We start from the raw sequence: 20,533 nt of genomic DNA, 5'->3' as shown, positions 1-20,533 counted from the left end.
CGAAACCCCGAAACCCCGAAACCCCGAAACCCCGAAACCCCGAAACCCCGAAACCCCGAAACCCCGAAACCCCGAAACCCCGAAACCCCGAAACCCCGAAACCCCGAAACCCCGAAACCCCGAAACCCCCTAGGCCCCCTCTACAATACTTTAGCTGCCTAAATACGTTTTCGGAAAGAGTGTTGGAGTGTGAATCGACTGTATTTGAATTGTGAAGGTGGTGTACTTGGAGAGTGCGTGAACCGATTGTGAGTATAGATAAGCGCAGAAGTGCACTTGTTTTTAATAAATGAGGTGGAAATTACACAGATAGGTGCACAAGTGCATCTATTTGAGCAGTTTTGAAAAGTAGCTGGTGGAATAAGTGTATTTATGCGCTTAAATGTTGCTGCTAATCGGAGTGAGCCCACTAAACTAACTAATTTTATATTCTTGGCATCTGTAAGGAGTGGCGACTGGATGTGTGGGGGCGTGCATTTGTAAGTGTGTAAGGAGTGCGATTGGACTGCATGTGAATAGTGTAGGTAGAGTGTTGGTAGTGTGATTAGAGTGTGCGTGAACCGATCGTGGAGTATAAATAAGCGCAGATGTGCACTTGTTTTTAATAAATGAGCTGGAAATGACGAGAATAGGTGCACAAGTGCATCTATTTGAGCAGTTTTGAAAAGTAGTTGGCGGATTAGGTGTATTTATGCGCGTAGATACCGCGATGCTGTTGATAACCCGGGAATGTTCACTAACTAGTTAGTTTTATATTCTTGGCATCTGTAGGAGTGGCGACTGGATGTGTGGGCATGCTTTTGTGAAGTGTGTAAGAAATGCGATTGGACTGTATGTGAATTATATAGGCAGAGTGTGTTGGTAGTGTGATTAGAGTGTGCGTGAATCGATCGTGGAGTGTAAATAAGCCCAGAAGTGCACTTGTTTTTTATAAATGAGCTGGAAATGACAAGAATAGGTGCACAAGTTCATCTATTTGAGCAGTTTTGAAAAGTAGTTGGTGGAATAAGTGTATTTATGCGCTTAGACGCTTAGATACCGCGATGCTATTGCTAATCGGAGTGTGCTCACTAAACTAGTTAGTTTTGAATCCTTGGATCTTGTAGGGTGTGGCGACTGGATGTGTGTGCGTGAACCGATCGTAGAGTGTAAATAAGCGCAGAAGTGCATCTAATTGAGCAGTTTTGAAAAGTAGTTGGCGGATTAGGTGTATTTATGCGCTTAGATGTCGCGATGCCGCTGCTAACAGGTGTGTGCTCACTAAACTAGTTAGTTTTATATTCTTGAAATTTGTTGTGAATTGCGGCCGGTTACGTGAGAGAGCGTGCATTTGTGAAGTCTGTGAAGTGTGCAAGGAGTGCGATTGGATCATATGTGAATTGTACAGGCAGAGTGTTGGTAGTGTGATTAGAGTATGCGTGAAKCGATCGTGGAGTGTAAATAAGCGCAGAAGTGCACCTGTTCACAACAAATATGATGGAAATAAAGCATATAGGTGCAGAAGTGCATCTATTAGAGCAGTTTTGAAAAGTAGTTGGAGGATTAGGTGTATTTATGCGCTTAGATGCCGCGATGCTGCTGCTAACCGGCGGCGCATTAAATTAGCGCGTCAAAATGAGCTGAGATAGCCATATATTTTGATCCAAGCCCCTGCTTGTCAAACTAGTCCGCATAATTGGTCAAGTCCCCTCATAGACATGTTATCAGCCAGTAAAAAACAATGTGCAGAGGGGATGATTACATGCGTCGCATGACATGGACCGCGGCAATATTATTAATTTTTTCATTAGCATTAGCAGCTTGCGGAACGAAGGACGCCGAGTCCGTGGTTAAGGAGCTCGACAAGGTAGTAAACAGTATGGAGAGCTATCAAGGAAGCGGGACGATGACGCTGCGAACGGGACAGCAGCCACTCGAATACAAGGTGGAGGTTTCCTATCAAAAGCCGCAATTTTATCGGATCAAGCTGACAAATGAAGAGAAGGACATTACACAAATCGTGCTTCGCAATGACGACGGCGTATTCGTTCTCACACCGAAGCTGAATAAAGTATTCCGCTTCCAAAGCGATTGGCCGCAAAACCAAGGGCAAGTATATTTATATCAAACGCTCATTCAAAGCATTCTAGTTGATAACTCACGGCAATTTGTAATCGATCAAGATGCTTACGTGTTTGATGTCATGGCTAATTACAACAATGGGTCATTGTCTCGTCAAAAAATTTGGCTTAATAAAGCAGACTACAAGCCGGTTCAGGTTGAGGTCAGCGATACGAATGCAACGGTAATGGTCGAAGTGAAATTTGACAAATTTGATTTTGGTCCAAAATTTGATAAAGCTGTGTTTGAGACAGAAGCAAACATGAATACTGCTCCTACTAATCAAGCGACGGAAGAGCCAACGATGACTACGCCGGAGCAACCCGGCAACAAGGGAACAAATACGAATACTGAAGTAGAAGCAGGAACCCCAGGCAATAAAGTGGACAAAGACGGGAATAAGCCAGGAACTGACAGTGCAGTAGACGGTAATAATCAAACGAATAATAGCGGCAATGCTGCGGAAAATGAAGGCGATGGAGCTGCAACGGGCACTGCTCCTGAAGCTACTAATTTCACAGCAATGGAACCTTCGTACATTCCAGATGGCGTGGGCGAGCCGGAATTAGTTGATATCAAGTTTGGCGGTAATCCAGGTTTGATGCTACGTTACACTGGCGATTATAGCTACACGTTGATTCAGACGGAGCCAAAAGATCAAGCAGTCTCCTTAGTAGATGGGGTGATGGTCGATCTAGGCTTTACGTGGGGTCAGCTCAGCGGTGATGAACAACAGACGCTCACCTGGACTTACGAGGGTCATCAGTTCCGGCTTACCAGTGCAAATCTGCCTGAGTCCGAAATGCTTAAGGTCGCACAGTCGGTACAGGGAGAAATCGGGAAATAAAGCGGGGAAAAGAACGAATTTCCAAGACGTACTAGCCAAATCCGAGGTTCGTTTCATTGACAGTCTTAGCAGCAAGGTTTAACATTATTGCTATTGATGTTTGCTGCTCGGACTGTTGTGGCTGAAAGATGAGGAGAAGGTGAAAGACTTGGATTCGTTTTATCGCCCGACTAGGGTTGAATTATCACTTGATGCATTACGACATAATTTACAAGCTTTTCGCAATGCCATGCCACAGGACTGCAAGCTAATGGCTTCCGTTAAGGCTAACGCTTACGGACATGGCGCGGTAGAAATAGCAAGGGAAGCAGAGCGCTTTGGCGTGGACTATTTAGGAGTCGCTTTTCTTGATGAAGCATTGCAATTGCGCAAGGCAGGCATCCTAACCCCGATTCTTGTACTTGGATTCGTGGCTGCGGATGCCTTGTCTGTCGCTAGAAGCAGTGATATTACAATAAGCCTGTTCAGGGATGACATCATGGAAGCAGCTGCAAAACTGCCGCCTGACATAAGTGGACGAAAGCTTAAAGTTCACATCAAGATCGATTCCGGAATGGGACGGCTCGGCATAATCGGGAAGGACGCTGCGATATCTTTTATTGAAAAGGCGCTGCAGATACCTCAAGTTGAAGTTGAAGGATTGTTTACGCATTATGCGCGTGCGGATGAAGAGGATAAGAGCTATACGATCATGCAATACGAGCGATTTCGAGAAGTGGCAGATTATGTCCAGCAGAATGGATTGCCTATACCGATTATTCATGCGGCAAACAGCGCTGCAGGCATTGACACTCCGCAATTTGCGGATGGTATGCTAAGATTGGGAATTAGTATGTTTGGTCTTTATCCTTCTGAAGAAGTTAATCAGCAGCGAGTGGAGCTGAAGCCGGTCTTGACGCTGAAAACAGAAGTAGTTATGGTCAAAAAAGTACCTGCCGGCTGGGGAATCAGCTATGGCACTCGTTATTTTTCAAAAAGCGAAGAAGTCATCGGAACACTTCCGATTGGATATGCAGACGGCTTTAGTCGCATGCTAACGGGTAAAGCCCACGGACTTGTACGAGGTGTAAAAGTGCCAATCCGAGGTACGATATGTATGGATCAATGTATGATAGCGCTTGATGCTGCTTCTGATGCGGGAGCGTTGCCAATTGAGCCAGGTGAAGAGGTTGTGCTCATTGGTCGCCAGGGCAATGAGGCTATTACAGTGGAGGAAGTAGCTGAGCAGCTAGGAACGTTAAATTATGAATTAATCTGCATGCTTGCTACACGAGTACCTCGCGTATATGTCAGAGGTAACCAAATAATAGCTGTGCAAAACCCCCTAACTTAAACATCATTCAAATTGGTAATTGTTTCATCTTACAATTTTTCGTAAATGAAGAGGATTTTCGCCAAATATCTCGAATGTAGTAAGGCAGATCATCTATAATGGCTATACATGAAAACATACAGCATATTTGATATACGGCTATCATAGATATGTTGAAGTATAGCGACGGCAATATATTGTCATAATGTGTATTAAGGTTATGGAAAAGTTTTGGGGGTGCGAGTTCGGTGGCCAATGTACAAAATACCAAAAGAATCATGATTAGCCTGCCAGATCACTTGCTGGAGGAGGTTGACGGGATTGTAGCCAAGGAAAACTCCAACCGCAGCGAATTTATTCGGCAAGCCATGAAGCTGTATTTGGTGGAGCGCAAAAAACGTCAAATTCGAGAATCCATGCAGCGCGGGTATATGGAAATGGCGAAAATAAACCTGAACATGGCCTCGGAAGCTTTTCAAGCGGAGGAAGAAGCAGATCATACGTTAGGCCGTCTCGTTAGCGGGGTGTAGAGGTTGATTGTAAAACGTGGAGATGTCTTTTTTGCGGATTTATCGCCTGTCGTCGGATCGGAACAGGGTGGTGTTCGCCCCGTCTTGGTCATTCAGAATGATATTGGAAACCGTTTTAGTCCAACGGTAATTGTGGCTGCAATCACAGCTCAAATTCAAAAGGCAAAGCTGCCTACCCATGTTGAAATGGATGCAGCCGCCCATGGGTTTGATCGTGATTCCGTCGTATTGCTTGAACAAATTCGAACGATCGACAAGCAAAGATTAACGGATAAGATTACGCATTTGGATGACGAAACTATGCGCAAAGTTGATGATGCTTTGTTAATCAGCGTTGGATTAATTGATTTTTAATGAGTGAGAGGGCTATTTGGCATAGGAAGGGATTTCCCTTCTGCTGAATGGCTTTTTTTGTCGACTTTTACTGAATGTTGTTGAACTTGGAAAAATAATGATAGACAAATGAAAGTTCAATTTGCTATTATGAACTCAATTACTTATTGCAAACCTATATATGAGCTTTATTATGCGAAGAACGCACGTAGTACGCCTTAGTTGGCTGCTGCTGCGTTCTTTTTTTGTGCTCAGAGAGGAATGGGGATGAAAAAGAGACGAAATGCAATCATTAGTTTAACAGCTGCGGTGTTGTCGGCAAGCCTCGTGTATGGCATGTATGAGCTGCAACGAATTCAAATCCAGGGGGAGGAAACGGTAGCTGTTCTCGTACCCAAACGATTTATTGGGGCAGGCGAGCGGCTTAAGGAAAGCGACTTAGAGTACAAATTGGTTCCGCAATCTGCTTATGTCTCCGACATGGTATTGAAGCTGGAGCAGGCTGCTGGGAAGGAAACGATGATCCCCCTTGGCAAAGGGGAGCCTCTCTTGATCTGGAAGGTCGACGATTATTATTTGCAGCCTAGAAGAAGCGAGTCGACATTTCAAATTCCGAAGGAGTATATACGCTCGATTTCGAATGGGATCAGAGCAGGTGACAAGGTGCTTCTATACGCTTCAGGTGATGCGTCTCCCTCGATGAGGATTTTCTCTGAGGCAGTTACTGTAGCCTCGGTCAAGACATCTGGCAACGTCGAAATAGATAATATTGAGAACCCGAATTTATTTTCGCTGGCAGAGGGAAATAAAGAGCAAATGTATGCGTCTAGGCGGGAAGCTAACGGAATGATTGATTATTTGAATTTAAATTTGTCGGAGGAACAGTGGCTTAAGCTCGACAGCTTATGCAAGGGAGGCTCTTTGAAGCTAGTTGTTGCTTATAGTCCGACATCGCTTGATTTGGTTGCTGGAGAGGAGGCTGAGTAATTGTGAATGGAACACCAGCGCCTCTTGCAGTATTTATTGGCACGACTCCCAATATCGGAACGACAATCGCGGCGTTTGCAACCGCATATCGTATGGCGGAAGCATGCGGCAAGCCAATCGGCTACTTATGCCTTAATCTCAAAAGCGCGAAGATCCATCGGTATATCGGTGTAGACGAGCCGCTTGTAACGCTTGATAAGCTTCGTCCAGAGCTTCGTTCCTATACGATGACGCCGGAGAAGCTTCGCAGGGCCGTATATTCTGTGCCAGATCAGCCGAATTTGCAGGTGCTGTTCGGTAATCTCATGAGAGATCAAGCTGAATATTTCACACCAGAAGAAGCGGAGCATTTGCTTTCTATTGCGGAACAAACTTTTGCATTTGTCATTTTGGATGTGGGTGCCTATTGGGACAACGCAGCGACTATTTGCTCTATCCGTAGAGCGGGCTCGCGCATACTCGTTACAACTCCTGCATTATCGCATTTTCAAGAGGATGGAAGACGCTGGATAGGCCAAGTATCGCCATTATTTGAAGTCGCGCCTGAACAATACGATTCGGTCATTATCAACGGTCCATGGAGAAACGGAGGTTATCAGATGAAGCATATTTGCAAAGAGCTGGGAACAAAGGCACTTGGACAGCTTCAATTAAGCGAGCCAGTTTTTAGTCAGTTGGATAGTGGGACGTATGCACAGTGGCTTAAGGTTGATACGGAGGGCAAGCAGGTTATGCAGGAGCCCGCCAAAGCAATGATGAAGAGGCATAATATACGCAGTATGAGCACTTCTGTTGCAGTACAGCCTTGGTATCGCAAACTGTTAGCGCATCGCAATGGTACGAGTTCGTGACAGCGGGGCAAAATCGATTTTCGCCTTCCCAATTCGCAGCTCAAATGCAATCGGAGAAAGAAAAACGTGAGCATGATGCAGTTGGTTCTTATTTGCCATCGGACGGACAAGAGGAAATGGGCAAGCTTGCCGATGATATTCGAACTTATTTAAGCGCCCCGCACGGGCTTGGCGAGGAAGAGCGCAGGCAATACAGCGAGACGTTGAACCGTGCAGTGCTTGGTTATGCGCAGGAGCGTGAGCAAATTCTTGCGGTTATCACGGATCGATTAATTAGGCTTCGAATACATGGAGCAGCTAATATACAGCATTCGTTTCAATCGCTCGCAGAGGCGTTATTTGCGGAAGTCATAGGATTGAATGTTCTGGAGCTGGTGCTTGCTGACAAGGAAGGCTTGGAGGAAATACAAGTCGTTGGCGAGAGGATTTTTACGGTAAAGAATGGGGTTACAAATTCTTCAGGCTACCGCTTTAACGACATTCGAGAGGTGGAGCGCATCCAGCAAAATTTAGTGCTCTACAATAATGACCGCATCAACCCGCGTAAACGATGGGCAGAGGTGATGCTGCGAGATGGGTCGCGTGTTACGATGACAGGTTTTGGCTTCACGGCAAACCCGACCTTAACGATTCGATTCTACACGGTACGAAGCTTCAGCCTTGAGACATTAAGTAAACAGGAATACCAGACGATTAATGCGCGAGTAGAGAGCTTGCTTAAAGCCATCTTAGCTGCACGATTCAATATGGTCATAATTGGACCGACGAACTCTGGAAAAACCAATTTAATGAAAGCTTTAATTGCTGAGCTACCTGATGAAGAACGAATCATTACGATTGAGAGTCGATTTGAGATGATGCTGGGGCGTGATTTTCCAAATAAAAACGTTGTGGAATATATGACCGATGAAGAGGATTCCTATCATCGCTCGGATCAAGCTTTTAAGCTCGCGCTCAGGCAGTCGCCGCAGCGCATCATCCATGCCGAAATTCGCGACATGGATGCAAACATTTATGTCCGTGCATGCACGCGTGGGCATACCGGAAGCATGACGACCGTTCATGCGAATAGGCTGGAGGATGTGCCAGAGGCGATAACCGATATGTGCATGCTCGACGGAAGAGGCATGAACGCTGAACGGCTCGCAAAACGAATTACACAGTATGTAACCGAAGTCGGCATTGAAATGAGTTACTTGGGCGGACGGCGAGTCGTTAGTCGGATAGGGGAGCTATGCTGGGAGAATGGGCAGACAATCGTTCGAGACTGGGCAAGATTTGATGAGTCGCGAAATGATTGGCAATTTCCAATGGAGCCAACTGTGAGGTCGGCTAGCAGGCTAATCACAGGGGGACACCACGATGAATAAACTTTCCACAGCAGCAGCGGCATCCTTATTATTTTGCTTAATGTTTATCGCGTTGTATCACCTGTTCAAGCTGTGGTCGGCTGAGCAGCAGCTTAGAAGCAAGCTGGCTTACCGGGCAAATAACGGCTGGCGCAAGAAGCTGGCTGAAGGGTTCAGACGATATAGCTGGCTGCATGATCATTTGAATGAACTGCTCGAGACGCTCCGATTGAAAATAACGCCTGCTACCTTTGCTTGTGTATCAGGATTGCTGCTGCTTGCGGGGATTGCTTCTGGGGGCATATTTTTTCAAAGCGTCAAAGGAACCTTGTTGTTCGGCGCGTTGCTAGGGTTTTTCCCTTATACAATATTACGAGCATTGCTGGTACACCGCAGAATGCAGACGCAAATGGATTTTTTGCCTGCGGTGGAGCTGTTTTATCAATGTTATCTCGTAACAGGTGAGCGGCATGTCAGGGTTGCGCTGCAGCGCACGGTGGAGGAGAGAAGGCTGCTCGGACCGATGCAGCTTGTTTTTGAACAGCTGTATCGTAATTTATCGGTTCGAGGCGATGATGAAGCAAGCCTGAGGCTGCTCTCCGTTTCACTTGGCCATTTGTGGGCGGATTATTTCGTTCATATTTTGCGGGTGGCGCTTGTTGAGGGAGCTCCTATAACAGATAGCTTAAAAGAGCTTCTAACCGATATGCGCAAGGCAAGAAGAGCGGGCGAGCAGGAACGAAATCGATTGCTAGAAATTCGTGTAGCTAACTTCACGCCAATATTGTTCCTAGCTTTATTTGTAGGCATTAATCTCAGATACAACAAAGATAACTCTTATTATTACTACATCGTTGACCCGATGGGAAGAGATATGCTGCTAAATGCAATGGTGCTCATCTTTGCATCGTTCCTAATGGGTTTGTGGCTTTCACGCAAAAAGATGTGAAAGGAGGCAGTAAATGCCTGAATGGACAGGAGTATCAATACGGTTAGCGCTGTTAATAAGTCAGTGCATAGGCGGCGCGGCTGCGATTTATATGCTTTTGCAGCTGTGGCCGGAGCGGCCATCGAGATGGAAGCACCTCGCTGTATTCGGGTGGCGAACGAGGCAAGCACCCGACAAGTGGCTGCGGCTTTTGCTTATTTCAAGGCAGCATCCGTCGTTTATAGAGCGGGAGCTGCTTCTCGCAGGCTGTGGTGTAACCATCGATACAGCTTGGTATGTTTTTGCAAGGCGATTATTATTAATTGGTGTAAGCGGGATGATTATTTTGGCTGCTGCATGGTATGAGCGTATAAACGCCTATATCCCCATGTCGTATGCGGGTCCAGGCTTACTCATTGTGATGCTTGTTTTGTATGTCGACCTAATATGGCTGCGTTCTATTCGCAAGGTGCGCACCCTGCAAATTACGAAAGAAATATTCATTATTAGCAGGCAGCTTCTTTATTTATCCGATTCCTCCCTGCATGTTCATGCGAAGCTTCTAAGATGTGTACCCTTTACGAGAGCGATGCGCTATGATCTTGAACGGCTTCTGGCTGAATGGTATCACGATGCGGGCGGCGCACTTCAACGGTTTAAGCAAAGGCTCGGAACGGAGGAGGCTTTGAGCTTTGTAGAAACGATTGATGCGCTTCGACTCCATGAGAGTCCGCAATATTACGAACTGCTGCGTGTACGTATAGAGGATTATAAAGAGAAGCTGGAGCTGGCTAAAGAAAGCCGTAAGGAATCAACCTCTTATTTTTTGTTTGTCATCGCGGGAATCCCCATCTTGTATACCTTTCAAGTGTTTATATATCCATGGGTGAGAGAAGGACAGAAGCTGTTTGAATCGCTAGGCTAATCATTAATCGGTTATTTTGGAAAGGAGGTGGTAGCATGCGTAATATTTTGATGACAGTCATGATGCTTGTTGTTGTTATCGTTTTGTTTAACTCAATCATCGCTGAGGACAAGACTGGAACTAGCAGTCAGATCGAATCGCAAGGAACAGCAGCCAATACGAAAATTGGCGCTCTGCTTCCTTAAGCTCAGCTGCATAAATTTATAAAGTAGAGCGGAGGTGTTCCATTATTGCGCTCAATACTTGTATCGATGCTGCTGCTTATTGCCGTAATTATTTGCTATCAAGCAGTTGCTGATGGTGATAAGGGAATGAAGAAGCAAATCGATGGGGCAGGCAGCTCGATAAGCAGCCATATTAGGGAAATGAGTCCATGAAGCAAATATTGGTTTTTGTTTTGTTTGCAGGGCTTTTATGCTGGCTTATGTTTTCGCCCATTTATAAGCATGTTCTCATTGTTAGACAAGCTGTTTTGCAGCAGGAGGTAGATTATTTACTGGAAATAGGCGCTAGTGGAACCTACGGCTACATTAGCGAGGAAATGCAAGTGCAATCTAGGCAGCGTATGGCTCGCTATGGCATGCAGGCTGACCAGATCGAATATAAACTAGCTACAACGAGTGGTGTCACAGCTTCAAACCCTAGCGCCCCTGTTGTAAGAGGGACCGGCATTTCGTTGACACTTAGCTACCCGTATGAGGATTTATTTGAAATAGATCGATTAATTGGTCTGGCACCTCCGCTGCCGAGCGAGCGAATGCGGGCTTTTGGAATGAAAATGAGTGAATATTTGCCATAACGGAAAGAGGTGAATGAATCGATGTACAAGCTATTGCTTATCGTGTTGATGATGACGGTCTGGATATCGATTCATTTGCTTCAGGTTGAAGAGGAGCTTGCGATGCGCACCTTGTTCCAAAGCAAGCGAGCGATTAATCGAGCTGCGCATGCAGCTGCACAACAGCTTGATCCAGCGGCGCTTGGCAATGGCGTGCTTCGATTATCTCCAGGTGAAGCGGCAGCGGCAGCGACTTTATATTTGCGGGAAAATTTAAGGCTGGATGAACAAGGCATGCCGCTGCCGGAATCATTTCTGAAAGAGCGAGTTGAGGTGCTTGTATTTGAGATCGTAAATGATGAAAAAACCTTTCCATACCTTTATCGAAATGAAACCTTTGATTATGAGGTGACGCTTAATCGGCCGGGAGTTGTGTTGATTGTACATATCGTATATCCGCGAGCGTTTCAAGTGATGGATGCCATTGAATGGGATATTAAGGGGGCGGCGGAGCTGGTAGCAGGTTGACGAAAATTTGGAAAATTGGTGTAATAAGGGGAGGGAAATAAATAGGAGTTGATTAACGAAGTGATGGATATTAAAGCAGATGTTCCTGCTGAGCTTATCGAACAACGAATTGAGCTATTGCAGGACGTTATGAAAGCAGAAAGTATTAATGGTTTTCTTATTACTCAAAATGTAGATCTATATTATTTTTGCGGATCTATGCAATCGGGTTATTTATTTATTCCAAGCATTGGGGAACCTACCTTTTATGTACGTCGCAGCGTTCAACGCGCTAAGCTGGAGACGGTCATTCAGGTAGAGGAACTCGGTGCTTTTCGTGTTTTTGGAGAAACGCTGGCAAAGAACTATGCGTATTTGTTTAACAAAGGAGAGGAGCTGCGGATAGCCGCCGATCTAGATGTGCTTCCAGCGCAGCTATACATCAAGCTGACGGAGCTGCTTGGCACATCGGGACGTTGCGAGCTGATGGATGGCTCAGCTCACATTCGGAGATTGCGAATGATTAAATCTCCATGGGAAATAAGCCGTATCGAGGCAGCTGCCGAAGTAGTGGCACAAGCATTAAGCGAGGCGCTGAATGACCTTAAGGAAGGAATCAGCGAGCTTGAATGGATGGCGCGTGTTGAATATGAGCTTCGCATTCGCGGACATATTGGTTTGATGCGCATGCGCGGCTATAACCAAGAGATAACGACCGGTATGGTTATTTCGGGAGCTGCAGCAGCGGTTCCATCCTATTTTGACGGACCTGCGGGCGGACTTGGTCTTGGCGGGGCATCGCCGCAAAGCGTAAGCAGATCAATCATCAAACGCAATGAACCAATATTAATTGATATTGGCTGCTGTGTAGATGGATATGTTATCGATCAGACACGTACAGCCGTAATAGGGAAGCTTTCTGAAACCCTTCACCATGCCTACAAGGTTTCGGAGTCAGTAATTGCTGATTCTGAGAAACTTATGATTCCTGGCACCCCTTGCGCAAAGCTTTACGAGGCTGCGCTTGAGAGCTGTGCAGCGGCAAAGCTATCGGATCATTTTATGGGCTATGGTGCGGATCAAGCCAAGTTTCTAGGGCATGGCATTGGGCTTGAAATCGATGAGTGGCCTGTACTGGCAAAAGGTTTTCAAATGCCTCTGCAGCCCGGCATGGTTATCGCAGTTGAACCGAAATTCACGTTTCCGGGAGAAGGCGTGGTGGGTATTGAGAATAGCTATTTAATTACGGAGCAAGGCGCTAGGGCGCTGACTCGTTCCAAGGCGGAGCTCATTCTTTTGCCTTAACAAATAGAGGGGGAAACGATAGAAATGAATCGAAAGTTAACGAATCGGCTTCATCGTGATTATATTACGGTTTATCGCATTAGTGAGCTAATCACGAACGGTATTTTTCTCGCTTTAATCATCGCCTATTTTTCTTGTGCAACGATTTGGGATTGGACGCTAATACCAGGATGGATCGCATTATCCATTTTTGCCATCTCTTTTATTATGTTCACTTGGGTTATTCCAGAAATGAAGTATACGCGATTTTCATATGAGCTGTTTGACGACGAGCTTGAAATTCAATCAGGTCTTATCTTTTTGAGCAATGTTCTTGTTCCGATGGTACGCGTACAGCATGTCGAGCTTGAGAGCGGTCCTCTGATGCGGAAGTATGATCTGGCTAGCGTATCAATAGTTACAGCTGCTACAACCCACCGGATCAGTGGTTTGAAGCAATCGGAAGCAGAGCAGTTGAAACGCAAAATTGGAATTTTGGCTAAGGTGGATGATCAGGATKAATGATCRCCGCACGCTTCATCCAATTTATATATTGTTCGGACTGCTGAATACGATTAAAGGTTTTATTCCTGTTATTTTGATCGGCGTATTGAAAGGGACCAGTTGGACTAATTTGAATTGGTACTGGTATACCGGGGCAGCCGTGTTATCTGTCGTATTATTAGTCTTTAGTTTTTTTGAATGGAAGCGTTTCGGATTTTGGCTGGAAGAGGATCGTATTATCATTCGAAAAGGCTTGTTGTTCAGGGATGAGAAAACGATCTACTATACACGTATCCACTCCGTTAATGTCGAGCAGCCGCTTATACAGCGGATACTCGGGGTTGCTCAAGTGAAGATCGAGACGCCTGGCGGCAATAAGAAGGCAGATGGGATATTGCCGGCACTCTCTATAAAAGAAGCAAATGACATCCAGTACATGCTTAGAAAACAAGCGTCGTCGATCGTTGTACCGACTGATCCGGCTGCTGAACATATCGCGGTCAATGAACAGGCTGATGAGCAGGTTGTTGTAAAAATAAACAATAAGCCGCTTACACCGCAAGCTCCGGCTGCCTTGGCCAGCACCAAAAAATCGGAGATAACGTTATCGGCTGCGCAGCTTCTTCAAGCAGCTGCGACATCGACTAATTTTGGTCTCGTAGCGGCGTTTTTGGCGGGTTTGTTTTCTTTTGCAGATGATATTATCAATCAACTTCTCCCGGATCACTTTTTTGAAACGGTTGTCGAGGATTCAACTAGTTTAATGCCAAGCTACATACTCATCGTAATTGTTGTCGTTATAGGAATTGTGCTGGCATGGCTTCTGTCTATCGTTTTATACGTGCTCAAGTATAGCGGCTTCTCCATTAAAAGAGATGGCAGGCAAATTGCAGTTTCTTATGGTTTGCTTGAGAAAAAATCGTTTGTTTTTGACCCGAAGAAGGTTCAGGCTGTTATCGTCAACGARGGACCACTGCGGCAGGCGATTGGTTATGCGGAAATCCAGCTTCAAATCGTATCATCGGATAAAAAGGAACAGCTTATGCTGCATCCTTTTCTCAAGTATTCCGATATTCAAACTGTACTCGAAGAATTTGTTCCTCAAATGAACATTCCTTCGAGAGCTAAGCTAATCCGTGCGCCGAAACGTGCCTTCATTTATTACGTTAGAATTGAGTTATTGATTACTCTGCTTTTATGTATCGCATTAGTCGTATTATTTAAAGCAGATGGGTTATGGTCGCTGATATTGTTGCCGCTAGTTATTTTGTGGAGAAAAAGCTGCTATAACGCTGCGGGGGTTTATTTGGGAGAAGGCCAGTTAACGCTTCGCAATCGTTTTTTATCACGATCAACTTATATGGTTAGGCGCCCGCAAATTGTAACGATGAGAGTAAGCCGCTCCATTTGGCAGCAGAAGAAAAATCTGTTTGCAATAGCGGTTCGGGTTCTGGGCAGCCCTTACGAATATCGTGTGAAATCACTCGATCGTGCGGACTTGCAGCCTGTATGGAATTGGTACAGCCGCAGTCATAACAAACAATAGAATAAGGTTTTGCTTACAACAGCTGCGGAAGAGCTACTATTTCCGCAGTTGTTTTATTTTAAAAAAATAAATTTAAAAGGAAATGAACGAAATGTGCTAGTGAACCGTCTAAGCTACAAGTGAATGAAAAAGAGGAGGTTGCGCGCTCGTGCATGACGAGACGAAGCTAATTAAGCAAGCAGTTCGCGGCGATTCGCGAGCGCTCTCTGAACTGCTGCGACAAAATTATTCATTTCTGTATCAATACGCACTTAAAGTAACGATGAACAAAACACGTGCGGAGGATGTCACACAGGAAACGATGCTTAAAGCGATTGAAAAAATAGCGACCTTTCAGAGTAAAGCCAAATTTTCCACTTGGCTTATAACGATAGCATCAAGACTTGTTGTTGATCGCATTCGTCGAAACGAGCTTGAAAAGCATTGGGTGCAAGAGGAGCAGTCGCTCAGGTCCATTCGCTACAATACTTTGCAGCGAGGAGATGAATGGCCCGAGGCGCTTCAAGCATTAGGTGATCTGAATAGCGATACTCGAATACCGGTATTGTTGAAATATTATTACGGCTACTCACAAGAGGAAATTTCCTCGATGCTGGATATCCCAGTAGGGACAGTAAAATCAAGGCTGCATAATGGGTTAAAGCAGCTGCGGAAGGAGCTAACGGAGCATGAAGAAGCTTAAAGAGGACATAGAGGATCAGAAGTGGTTCGACGATCAACTGCAAGAGACATTAAATCGATTTGATGCTATTCATGCACCGCATGTTCCAGAGCTGCAAAGATTCGAGGACATGGTGGATGCGCATAAGCAGCAAATGAAAAGAAAGCTATGGAAGGATCTTTTGATTTTTTGGCTGTTAGCTTGTTTGATTTTTGGAATGATGATGTGGATGTTGAATCGTAACTTGGTATGGTTCACTGTACTTCAAGTGGTCATTGCCGTTGGTGGCATAGGTTTTGTTGGCATAACGTTTGGCCTGAGGAAGGTGCGAACATGGAAGAGCTGAAGATCATACCGATTTGGGGATGGATTTTGCTTATCTCTGCTTTGATCGCACAATCAACGTGGCTATTCATTGATGCTCGTAAAAGGGACAGTATGCCTTGGTTTTGGGGGTTATGGGGGTTGATTCAGGCGCCGATGCCGCTTCTCTTTTATTTTATTTTTGTGCGGAGCGGATGGTTTCCACGTCGCCGTGGAAAAGGAAATGAATAGCCTGATCATTTTTAAATCGAACTAGGGGGGCTTTATAATGAAWWATCAAATCGAATTGTCGGAAATATTACCTATCATTGCACCAATAATCGTTATTCAATTGATATTAATGGTGATTGCATTGGTATTGTGCGCTAAGGCGGAGAGCACACGCGGTCCTAAGCTCATGTGGGTTTTAATTATTATATTTGTAAATATTTTTGGCCCGATCGCCTTCTTTATTGCTGGAAGGAGGAATGAAAGATGAGCGCATTGCTTCAGGTGAAGGGACTCACAAAAACGTTTGGTACAGTTGATGCAGTGGCTGGAATCGATTTTTCGATTGCGACAGGCCACTGTGTTGCCCTTCTAGGACCGAACGGAGCAGGGAAAACGACAACAATTAAGATGATTACAGGTCTGCTTAAGCAGACGGCAGGACAAATGGATTTTATGGGATCTGCTCAAGCAGGCAATCATCGTGAGTTGATTGGATACTTGCCGCAATCACCTTCGTTCTATAATTGGATGACTGGAACGGAATATGTGATATATGCAGGTAGATTATGCGGTCTCAGCGCTGCAGAGGCCAAAAAACGAGCCAAAGCGTTGCTGGAGCGTGTCGGGATTTCCTCTGCTGCGAAGCGGAGAATAGGCTCCTATTCAGGAGGCATGAAGCAGCGCTTAGGTCTGGCTCAAGCGCTTGTCCATCAGCCTAAGCTGCTTGTTATGGATGAGCCGGTTTCAGCGCTTGATCCGATTGGACGCAGAGAGGTGCTTGAATTGCTGCGTGAGCTGAAGCGGGAGATGACGGTGCTTTTTTCGACTCATGTTCTGCATGATGCCGAGGAACTGTGTGATGATGTCATTATTATTCGGAATGGGAAAGTTGCGCTGCAAGGAGCGATTGAGCAGATTCGCAATGAGCATCGTAAACCGATCATTGAGCTTCAGATTGAACGTGATGCAAATTCAGAACGCTGGTTATCCTCCTATGTAGAGCGTATCCAGCCGGCCTTTACGAATAGCAGCAAAACTAGTCTCTTTCAAGATGTTCAATTGTACAATGGCATTGCACGATTTACTGTAAACGAAGTGGATGCAGCTAGACGGAGTTTGCTTGAAGAATTGACGAGAGAACAAATTAAGGTAAGCAAATTGGTGATTGGTCATTCATCATTGGAGGATTTATTTATGAGGGTGGTGACTGCATGAGTACAAAAGAAATGAGTCGTTTACAGACAGTTACTGTTCCTTCAGCTGGATCGTCAAGCTTTACTCGATACATGGTTATGGTTCAAAAGGAGCTTCTCRAACTTATGCGAAGCTTTAAGCTGCTATGGGTGCCATTAGTATTTATATTGCTCGGTATTATGCAGCCGGTATCAACCTATTTCATGCCAGTCATATTGGAGAAGGCAGGAAGTTTGCCGGAGGGAACGGTTATCGAAATTCCTACGCCGCTTGGTACTGAGGTTCTTGCACAAACACTGCAGCAATTTGGCACACTAGGGGTTCTTGTTCTCGTGCTCGTTTGTATGGGGACGGTATCAGGTGAGCGTATCAACGGCTCAGCATCACTTATTCTTGTAAAGCCGATTTCGGTATTATCCTACATCTGCTCCAAATGGACCGCTATCGTTATGCTTACCTGGGGTTCATTTATAGCGGGCTATCTTGCTTCTTGGTACTATACAGACTTGTTGATCGGCGATGCTCCAATGGATAAGGTGTTTAACAGCTTGCTTATCTACGGTTTGTGGCTCACCTTTGTAGCAACGATTACGCTCCTTTTCAGCTCGCTGCTTCGGAGTCCGGCGGCTGCGGCGTTCTCGGCATTGGGGGGAGCTGTCATTTTATCCATTTTGACGGGGCTGTTTCCTAAGGCACTGGGGTGGAGTCCAGGCGCATTAAGCGGTTTTGCCTATCAAGCCGCGGTATCAGGTATAGAAAATAATAGTCGATTCGGTTGGTCGATTTTGATCACAATGATATGTATTGCAGCGTCTATTAGCTTATCAGCAACGGTTCTTCGCAGAAGTCCAGCTGTTGAATAATGTAATTATTCCGTCTATCAACTCTCTTCGATTGGACACCGCTATCATTTTTTAGTAGGATAGTAGTGAAAGAATCAGCGGCGAAGAAACAGGAGTTGAGGACGATGCTACAGCTAGGCACAAAGGTCGTCATTGTGGCTGACCAATATGAACAAAACCTGCCCATCGGGGAACATGGTTATATTATAGCTTACGACCGCAATGCGGATAATGTATTTGATTACGTGCTCAGAGTACCCTCTGCGAATCGTAATTTCCTTATTCCTGATGAAGATGTAGAACTTGAAGAGGTACTCATTCAAGATGAGGTTGACCGCATTGAACGTGAGGCTTTAATTGATTTTGCTCTTGCTACACATAATGAAGAATTGTTTAAACGAATTATGAACGGCGAAGTAGAAGCGGAAGCGGAGCCAGAGAGTACGGCAACGGAGACGCTTAGCCCAGCGGACTTTATTCGTCAGGTTAATTTAAAGGCTTGGATTTAAAAAGAATAGCTTTGAGCATTGACTGTTCTGTAGTCACTTTGGTGACCGCGGAGCAGTCTTTTTTTGTTCATAGAATTATAGAGATTTATGTGAGCTTGAGGTGATAAAATGGACGAAATGTTATGAACGGTGGAAGGGGCTACTGCATTGCACAGAGAGAGCGTTAAAAGATTGATCAAAATAGCAGTATTTCTACTTATTACAATCTTATTGACAGCCAGCCTGCAGATATTAACGCAATCTAACCGGGACTTGCCGCAAGCGAAGCGTGGAGTGCTGGATTTGTCTAATTGGAGCCTCGAGCAGGATGGCCCTGTCTTTCTTGATGGTGAATGGGAATTTTACGAAGGACAGCTGCTTACGCCTGCCGATTTTCACCAAAATAATTCGGAAATTTCTTATTTATCTGTACCTGCTACTTGGACAGGGAAAAACGCTGAAGGAGGTATGGCTCGAAAAGGCTTTGGGACGTATCGCCTTAAGGTTCTGCTCCAAGATGAAAAGGAAGGTTTGGGTCTGAAAACAAGAAGTATCCGGATGGCTCATCGGCTATTTATTAATGGCAAATTGGAAAGTGAAAGTGGACAGCCATCCTCGAGTAAAAAATTGAACAAGCCTGGAAACACGCCTTCTAGCGCTTTTTTTCAAACGGAAATGAAGGAAGTTGAGCTTGTCGTTCAGGTATCCAATTATGAGTTTGTCACCGGGGGAATCGTCAATTCGATTTCGTTCGGATTGGATTACGATATTAGCAAGATGAATGGCAGACAGCTAGGTATAGGAATTGGACTTGTTTTGATTATGGGTATGTTCGGGGCGTATCATCTTATCTTTTATTATCTTGGGCGGAGGAATAAAGCTTACTTGCTTAGCGGATTGTACCTGCTAATCTTGTCTTTAGAGCGTTCACTGAATGGTGAAAAAATATTTCAACAGCTGCTTCCTAACATTCCATTCGACATCACTTATAAGCTGCTTGATTTGAGCCAAGTTTTAAGTGCTATGGTCATTATTATATTTTTTTGTTCATTTGATGCTAGTCTATTGTCGCGGAGAAACTTAAAGCTGTTTCAAACGCCATTTATCCTTTATATTGCTGCTGTTTTGCTGCTGCCGTACAGCGTTCACATTAATGTAAAAGGTTTAACTTTATATTATTTAGGGCTGTTGGTCTCCTATATTATTTTGAAAATGGCTGTATTTTACATACGCAGTGAGAGTACTTCGTCTGAAGGGAAAGAATGGCTTCTGTTCATTGGGAGCGGTGTTTCTTTGATGGTATTTCTCCTTTATGATGGTCTCTACTCGACGAATGTCGTAGACACTAATTTAGTGGGAACATTCGGTATTATCGGATTTATTGTCATTATAAATATTTTGCTTGCTGTAAGATTTTCGAATGCCTATGAGAAAGCTGAAATACTCTCCCGTCAATTGCTCGTTTCCAATCAACTGAAGGATGAGTTTTTGATGAGTACCTCTCACGAGATCAAAACACCTTTGCACGGTATTATGAACATGACAGCTCATTTGCTTAAGGATGAGGATCATAATTTGCAGCCAAAGCAAAAACAAAATCTTTGGTTGATCAAGGATACTTCCACTAAACTATCTATGTTAATTCATGACTTAATTGATGTAAGCCGTTTGAAGCATGGAGAATTAAGGCTGCATATGACAGTGGTGGATTTGCGAGTAGCCGTCCAGATCGTATTTGATGTGCTGCAATTCGAGCTAGCTGGGAAGTCGGTGCGATTAGACAATCAGGTGGAAGTGGATATATGGGTAGTTGCAGACGAAAGCAGACTTAGACAGGTGCTCTATAATCTCATTTATAACGCAATCAGGCATACAGAGAACGGCTGGATAAGGGTTAATTCGAGTTTGTTGGACAATAGGGTAGCTATCACTGTTGAGGATACGGGAAAAGGGATTCCGAGCAATAAATTTTTGAAGGTTTTCGAATATTTTGAGCAGTTGGAAGAAACCCTTCCGACGGATGGTTATATGGG

The 20,533-nt window shown here is 44.9% G+C and carries 24 protein-coding genes; all 24 read left to right on the top strand.

What is annotated here, in order from left to right; genetic code table 11:
* Nucleotides 1-1,741 precede the first annotated feature (1,741 nt).
* Complete coding sequence (locus AB4Z17_RS22455; RefSeq protein WP_441913235.1) at nucleotides 1,742-2,947, top strand: DUF4367 domain-containing protein; 1,206 nt, start codon at nucleotides 1,742-1,744, stop codon at nucleotides 2,945-2,947.
* A 148-nt stretch (nucleotides 2,948-3,095) separates the two neighbouring features.
* The gene (gene alr / locus AB4Z17_RS22450; RefSeq protein WP_441913234.1) at nucleotides 3,096-4,280 is read left to right on the top strand and encodes an alanine racemase; all 1,185 of its coding nucleotides are present in this window, start codon (nucleotides 3,096-3,098) and stop codon (nucleotides 4,278-4,280) included.
* 227 nt (nucleotides 4,281-4,507) lie between these two features.
* Nucleotides 4,508-4,789, top strand: coding sequence for a CopG family ribbon-helix-helix protein (locus AB4Z17_RS22445; RefSeq protein WP_028609437.1), 282 nt, complete (start codon nucleotides 4,508-4,510; stop codon nucleotides 4,787-4,789).
* A gap of 3 nt (nucleotides 4,790-4,792) precedes the next feature.
* Nucleotides 4,793-5,143 (top strand): type II toxin-antitoxin system PemK/MazF family toxin, encoded by a 351-nt coding sequence (locus tag AB4Z17_RS22440; protein WP_028609438.1) that lies wholly within the window; start codon nucleotides 4,793-4,795, stop codon nucleotides 5,141-5,143.
* Nucleotides 5,144-5,389: 246 nt separating this feature from the next.
* Nucleotides 5,390-6,109 carry a flagellar biosynthesis protein FlgA gene (locus AB4Z17_RS22435; RefSeq protein ID WP_441876963.1) on the top strand — a complete coding sequence of 240 codons (720 nt, stop codon included), beginning with the start codon at nucleotides 5,390-5,392 and terminating at the stop codon, nucleotides 6,107-6,109.
* 2 nt (nucleotides 6,110-6,111) lie between these two features.
* The gene (locus AB4Z17_RS22430; RefSeq protein ID WP_441962167.1) at nucleotides 6,112-6,960 is read left to right on the top strand and encodes a hypothetical protein; all 849 of its coding nucleotides are present in this window, start codon (nucleotides 6,112-6,114) and stop codon (nucleotides 6,958-6,960) included.
* A complete protein-coding gene (locus AB4Z17_RS22425) occupies nucleotides 6,915-8,330 on the top strand; it encodes an ATPase, T2SS/T4P/T4SS family (RefSeq protein WP_441962166.1) in 1,416 nt (471 codons plus the stop codon). Before AB4Z17_RS22430 ends, AB4Z17_RS22425 begins: the two co-directional genes overlap by 46 nt.
* The gene (locus tag AB4Z17_RS22420; protein ID WP_441962165.1) at nucleotides 8,323-9,258 is read left to right on the top strand and encodes a type II secretion system F family protein; all 936 of its coding nucleotides are present in this window, start codon (nucleotides 8,323-8,325) and stop codon (nucleotides 9,256-9,258) included. The genes AB4Z17_RS22425 and AB4Z17_RS22420 overlap by 8 nt, the downstream gene beginning before the upstream one ends.
* 13 nt (nucleotides 9,259-9,271) lie before the next feature.
* The gene (locus AB4Z17_RS22415; protein ID WP_441962164.1) at nucleotides 9,272-10,162 is read left to right on the top strand and encodes a hypothetical protein; all 891 of its coding nucleotides are present in this window, start codon (nucleotides 9,272-9,274) and stop codon (nucleotides 10,160-10,162) included.
* Between the two features lie 35 nt (nucleotides 10,163-10,197).
* Complete coding sequence (locus AB4Z17_RS22410; RefSeq protein WP_179089950.1) at nucleotides 10,198-10,347, top strand: hypothetical protein; 150 nt, start codon at nucleotides 10,198-10,200, stop codon at nucleotides 10,345-10,347.
* Between the two features lie 45 nt (nucleotides 10,348-10,392).
* Nucleotides 10,393-10,539 (top strand): hypothetical protein, encoded by a 147-nt coding sequence (locus AB4Z17_RS22405; RefSeq protein WP_441913223.1) that lies wholly within the window; start codon nucleotides 10,393-10,395, stop codon nucleotides 10,537-10,539.
* Nucleotides 10,536-10,961, top strand: coding sequence for a hypothetical protein (locus AB4Z17_RS22400; protein ID WP_441962162.1), 426 nt, complete (start codon nucleotides 10,536-10,538; stop codon nucleotides 10,959-10,961). The genes AB4Z17_RS22405 and AB4Z17_RS22400 overlap by 4 nt, the downstream gene beginning before the upstream one ends.
* Before the next feature lie 21 nt (nucleotides 10,962-10,982).
* Nucleotides 10,983-11,468, top strand: coding sequence for a hypothetical protein (locus AB4Z17_RS22395; protein ID WP_441913220.1), 486 nt, complete (start codon nucleotides 10,983-10,985; stop codon nucleotides 11,466-11,468).
* A 63-nt stretch (nucleotides 11,469-11,531) separates the two neighbouring features.
* Nucleotides 11,532-12,752: a M24 family metallopeptidase gene (locus AB4Z17_RS22390; protein WP_441913243.1), complete on the top strand. Its 1,221-nt coding sequence runs from the start codon at nucleotides 11,532-11,534 to the stop codon at nucleotides 12,750-12,752.
* A 24-nt stretch (nucleotides 12,753-12,776) separates the two neighbouring features.
* Nucleotides 12,777-13,256 carry a PH domain-containing protein gene (locus tag AB4Z17_RS22385; protein ID WP_441962160.1) on the top strand — a complete coding sequence of 160 codons (480 nt, stop codon included), beginning with the start codon at nucleotides 12,777-12,779 and terminating at the stop codon, nucleotides 13,254-13,256.
* Nucleotides 13,240-14,781, top strand: a complete 1,542-nt coding sequence (locus AB4Z17_RS22380) for a PH domain-containing protein (protein WP_441962158.1) — start codon at nucleotides 13,240-13,242, stop codon at nucleotides 14,779-14,781. Before AB4Z17_RS22385 ends, AB4Z17_RS22380 begins: the two co-directional genes overlap by 17 nt.
* A 148-nt stretch (nucleotides 14,782-14,929) precedes the next feature.
* Nucleotides 14,930-15,463: an RNA polymerase sigma factor SigY gene (gene sigY, locus AB4Z17_RS22375; protein WP_441962156.1), complete on the top strand. Its 534-nt coding sequence runs from the start codon at nucleotides 14,930-14,932 to the stop codon at nucleotides 15,461-15,463.
* Nucleotides 15,450-15,788 (top strand): YxlC family protein, encoded by a 339-nt coding sequence (locus tag AB4Z17_RS22370; RefSeq protein ID WP_441913213.1) that lies wholly within the window; start codon nucleotides 15,450-15,452, stop codon nucleotides 15,786-15,788. Before sigY ends, AB4Z17_RS22370 begins: the two co-directional genes overlap by 14 nt.
* Nucleotides 15,776-15,997 (top strand): sigmaY antisigma factor component, encoded by a 222-nt coding sequence (locus tag AB4Z17_RS22365; protein WP_441913211.1) that lies wholly within the window; start codon nucleotides 15,776-15,778, stop codon nucleotides 15,995-15,997. The genes AB4Z17_RS22370 and AB4Z17_RS22365 overlap by 13 nt, the downstream gene beginning before the upstream one ends.
* Before the next feature lie 37 nt (nucleotides 15,998-16,034).
* Entirely contained in the window at nucleotides 16,035-16,244 is a 210-nt protein-coding gene (locus tag AB4Z17_RS22360) for a PLD nuclease N-terminal domain-containing protein (RefSeq protein ID WP_441962154.1), read from the top strand.
* Nucleotides 16,241-17,191: an ATP-binding cassette domain-containing protein gene (locus tag AB4Z17_RS22355; protein WP_441962152.1), complete on the top strand. Its 951-nt coding sequence runs from the start codon at nucleotides 16,241-16,243 to the stop codon at nucleotides 17,189-17,191. Before AB4Z17_RS22360 ends, AB4Z17_RS22355 begins: the two co-directional genes overlap by 4 nt.
* Nucleotides 17,188-18,033, top strand: coding sequence for an ABC transporter permease (locus AB4Z17_RS22350; RefSeq protein WP_441962150.1), 846 nt, complete (start codon nucleotides 17,188-17,190; stop codon nucleotides 18,031-18,033). Before AB4Z17_RS22355 ends, AB4Z17_RS22350 begins: the two co-directional genes overlap by 4 nt.
* 104 nt (nucleotides 18,034-18,137) lie before the next feature.
* The gene (locus AB4Z17_RS22345) at nucleotides 18,138-18,521 is read left to right on the top strand and encodes an ATPase (protein WP_441913204.1); all 384 of its coding nucleotides are present in this window, start codon (nucleotides 18,138-18,140) and stop codon (nucleotides 18,519-18,521) included.
* A 171-nt stretch (nucleotides 18,522-18,692) separates the two neighbouring features.
* The coding region (locus AB4Z17_RS22340) for a sensor histidine kinase (RefSeq protein ID WP_441962149.1) at nucleotides 18,693-20,533 on the top strand (1,841 nt) is incomplete at its 3' end.

It is taken from the genome of Paenibacillus sp. TAF43_2, assembly GCF_052113545.1.
GTDB lineage: Bacteria > Bacillota > Bacilli > Paenibacillales > Paenibacillaceae > Pristimantibacillus.
The sequence above is the reverse complement of the archived record's forward strand: the minus strand, read 5'-3'. Positions and strand labels throughout refer to the sequence as shown.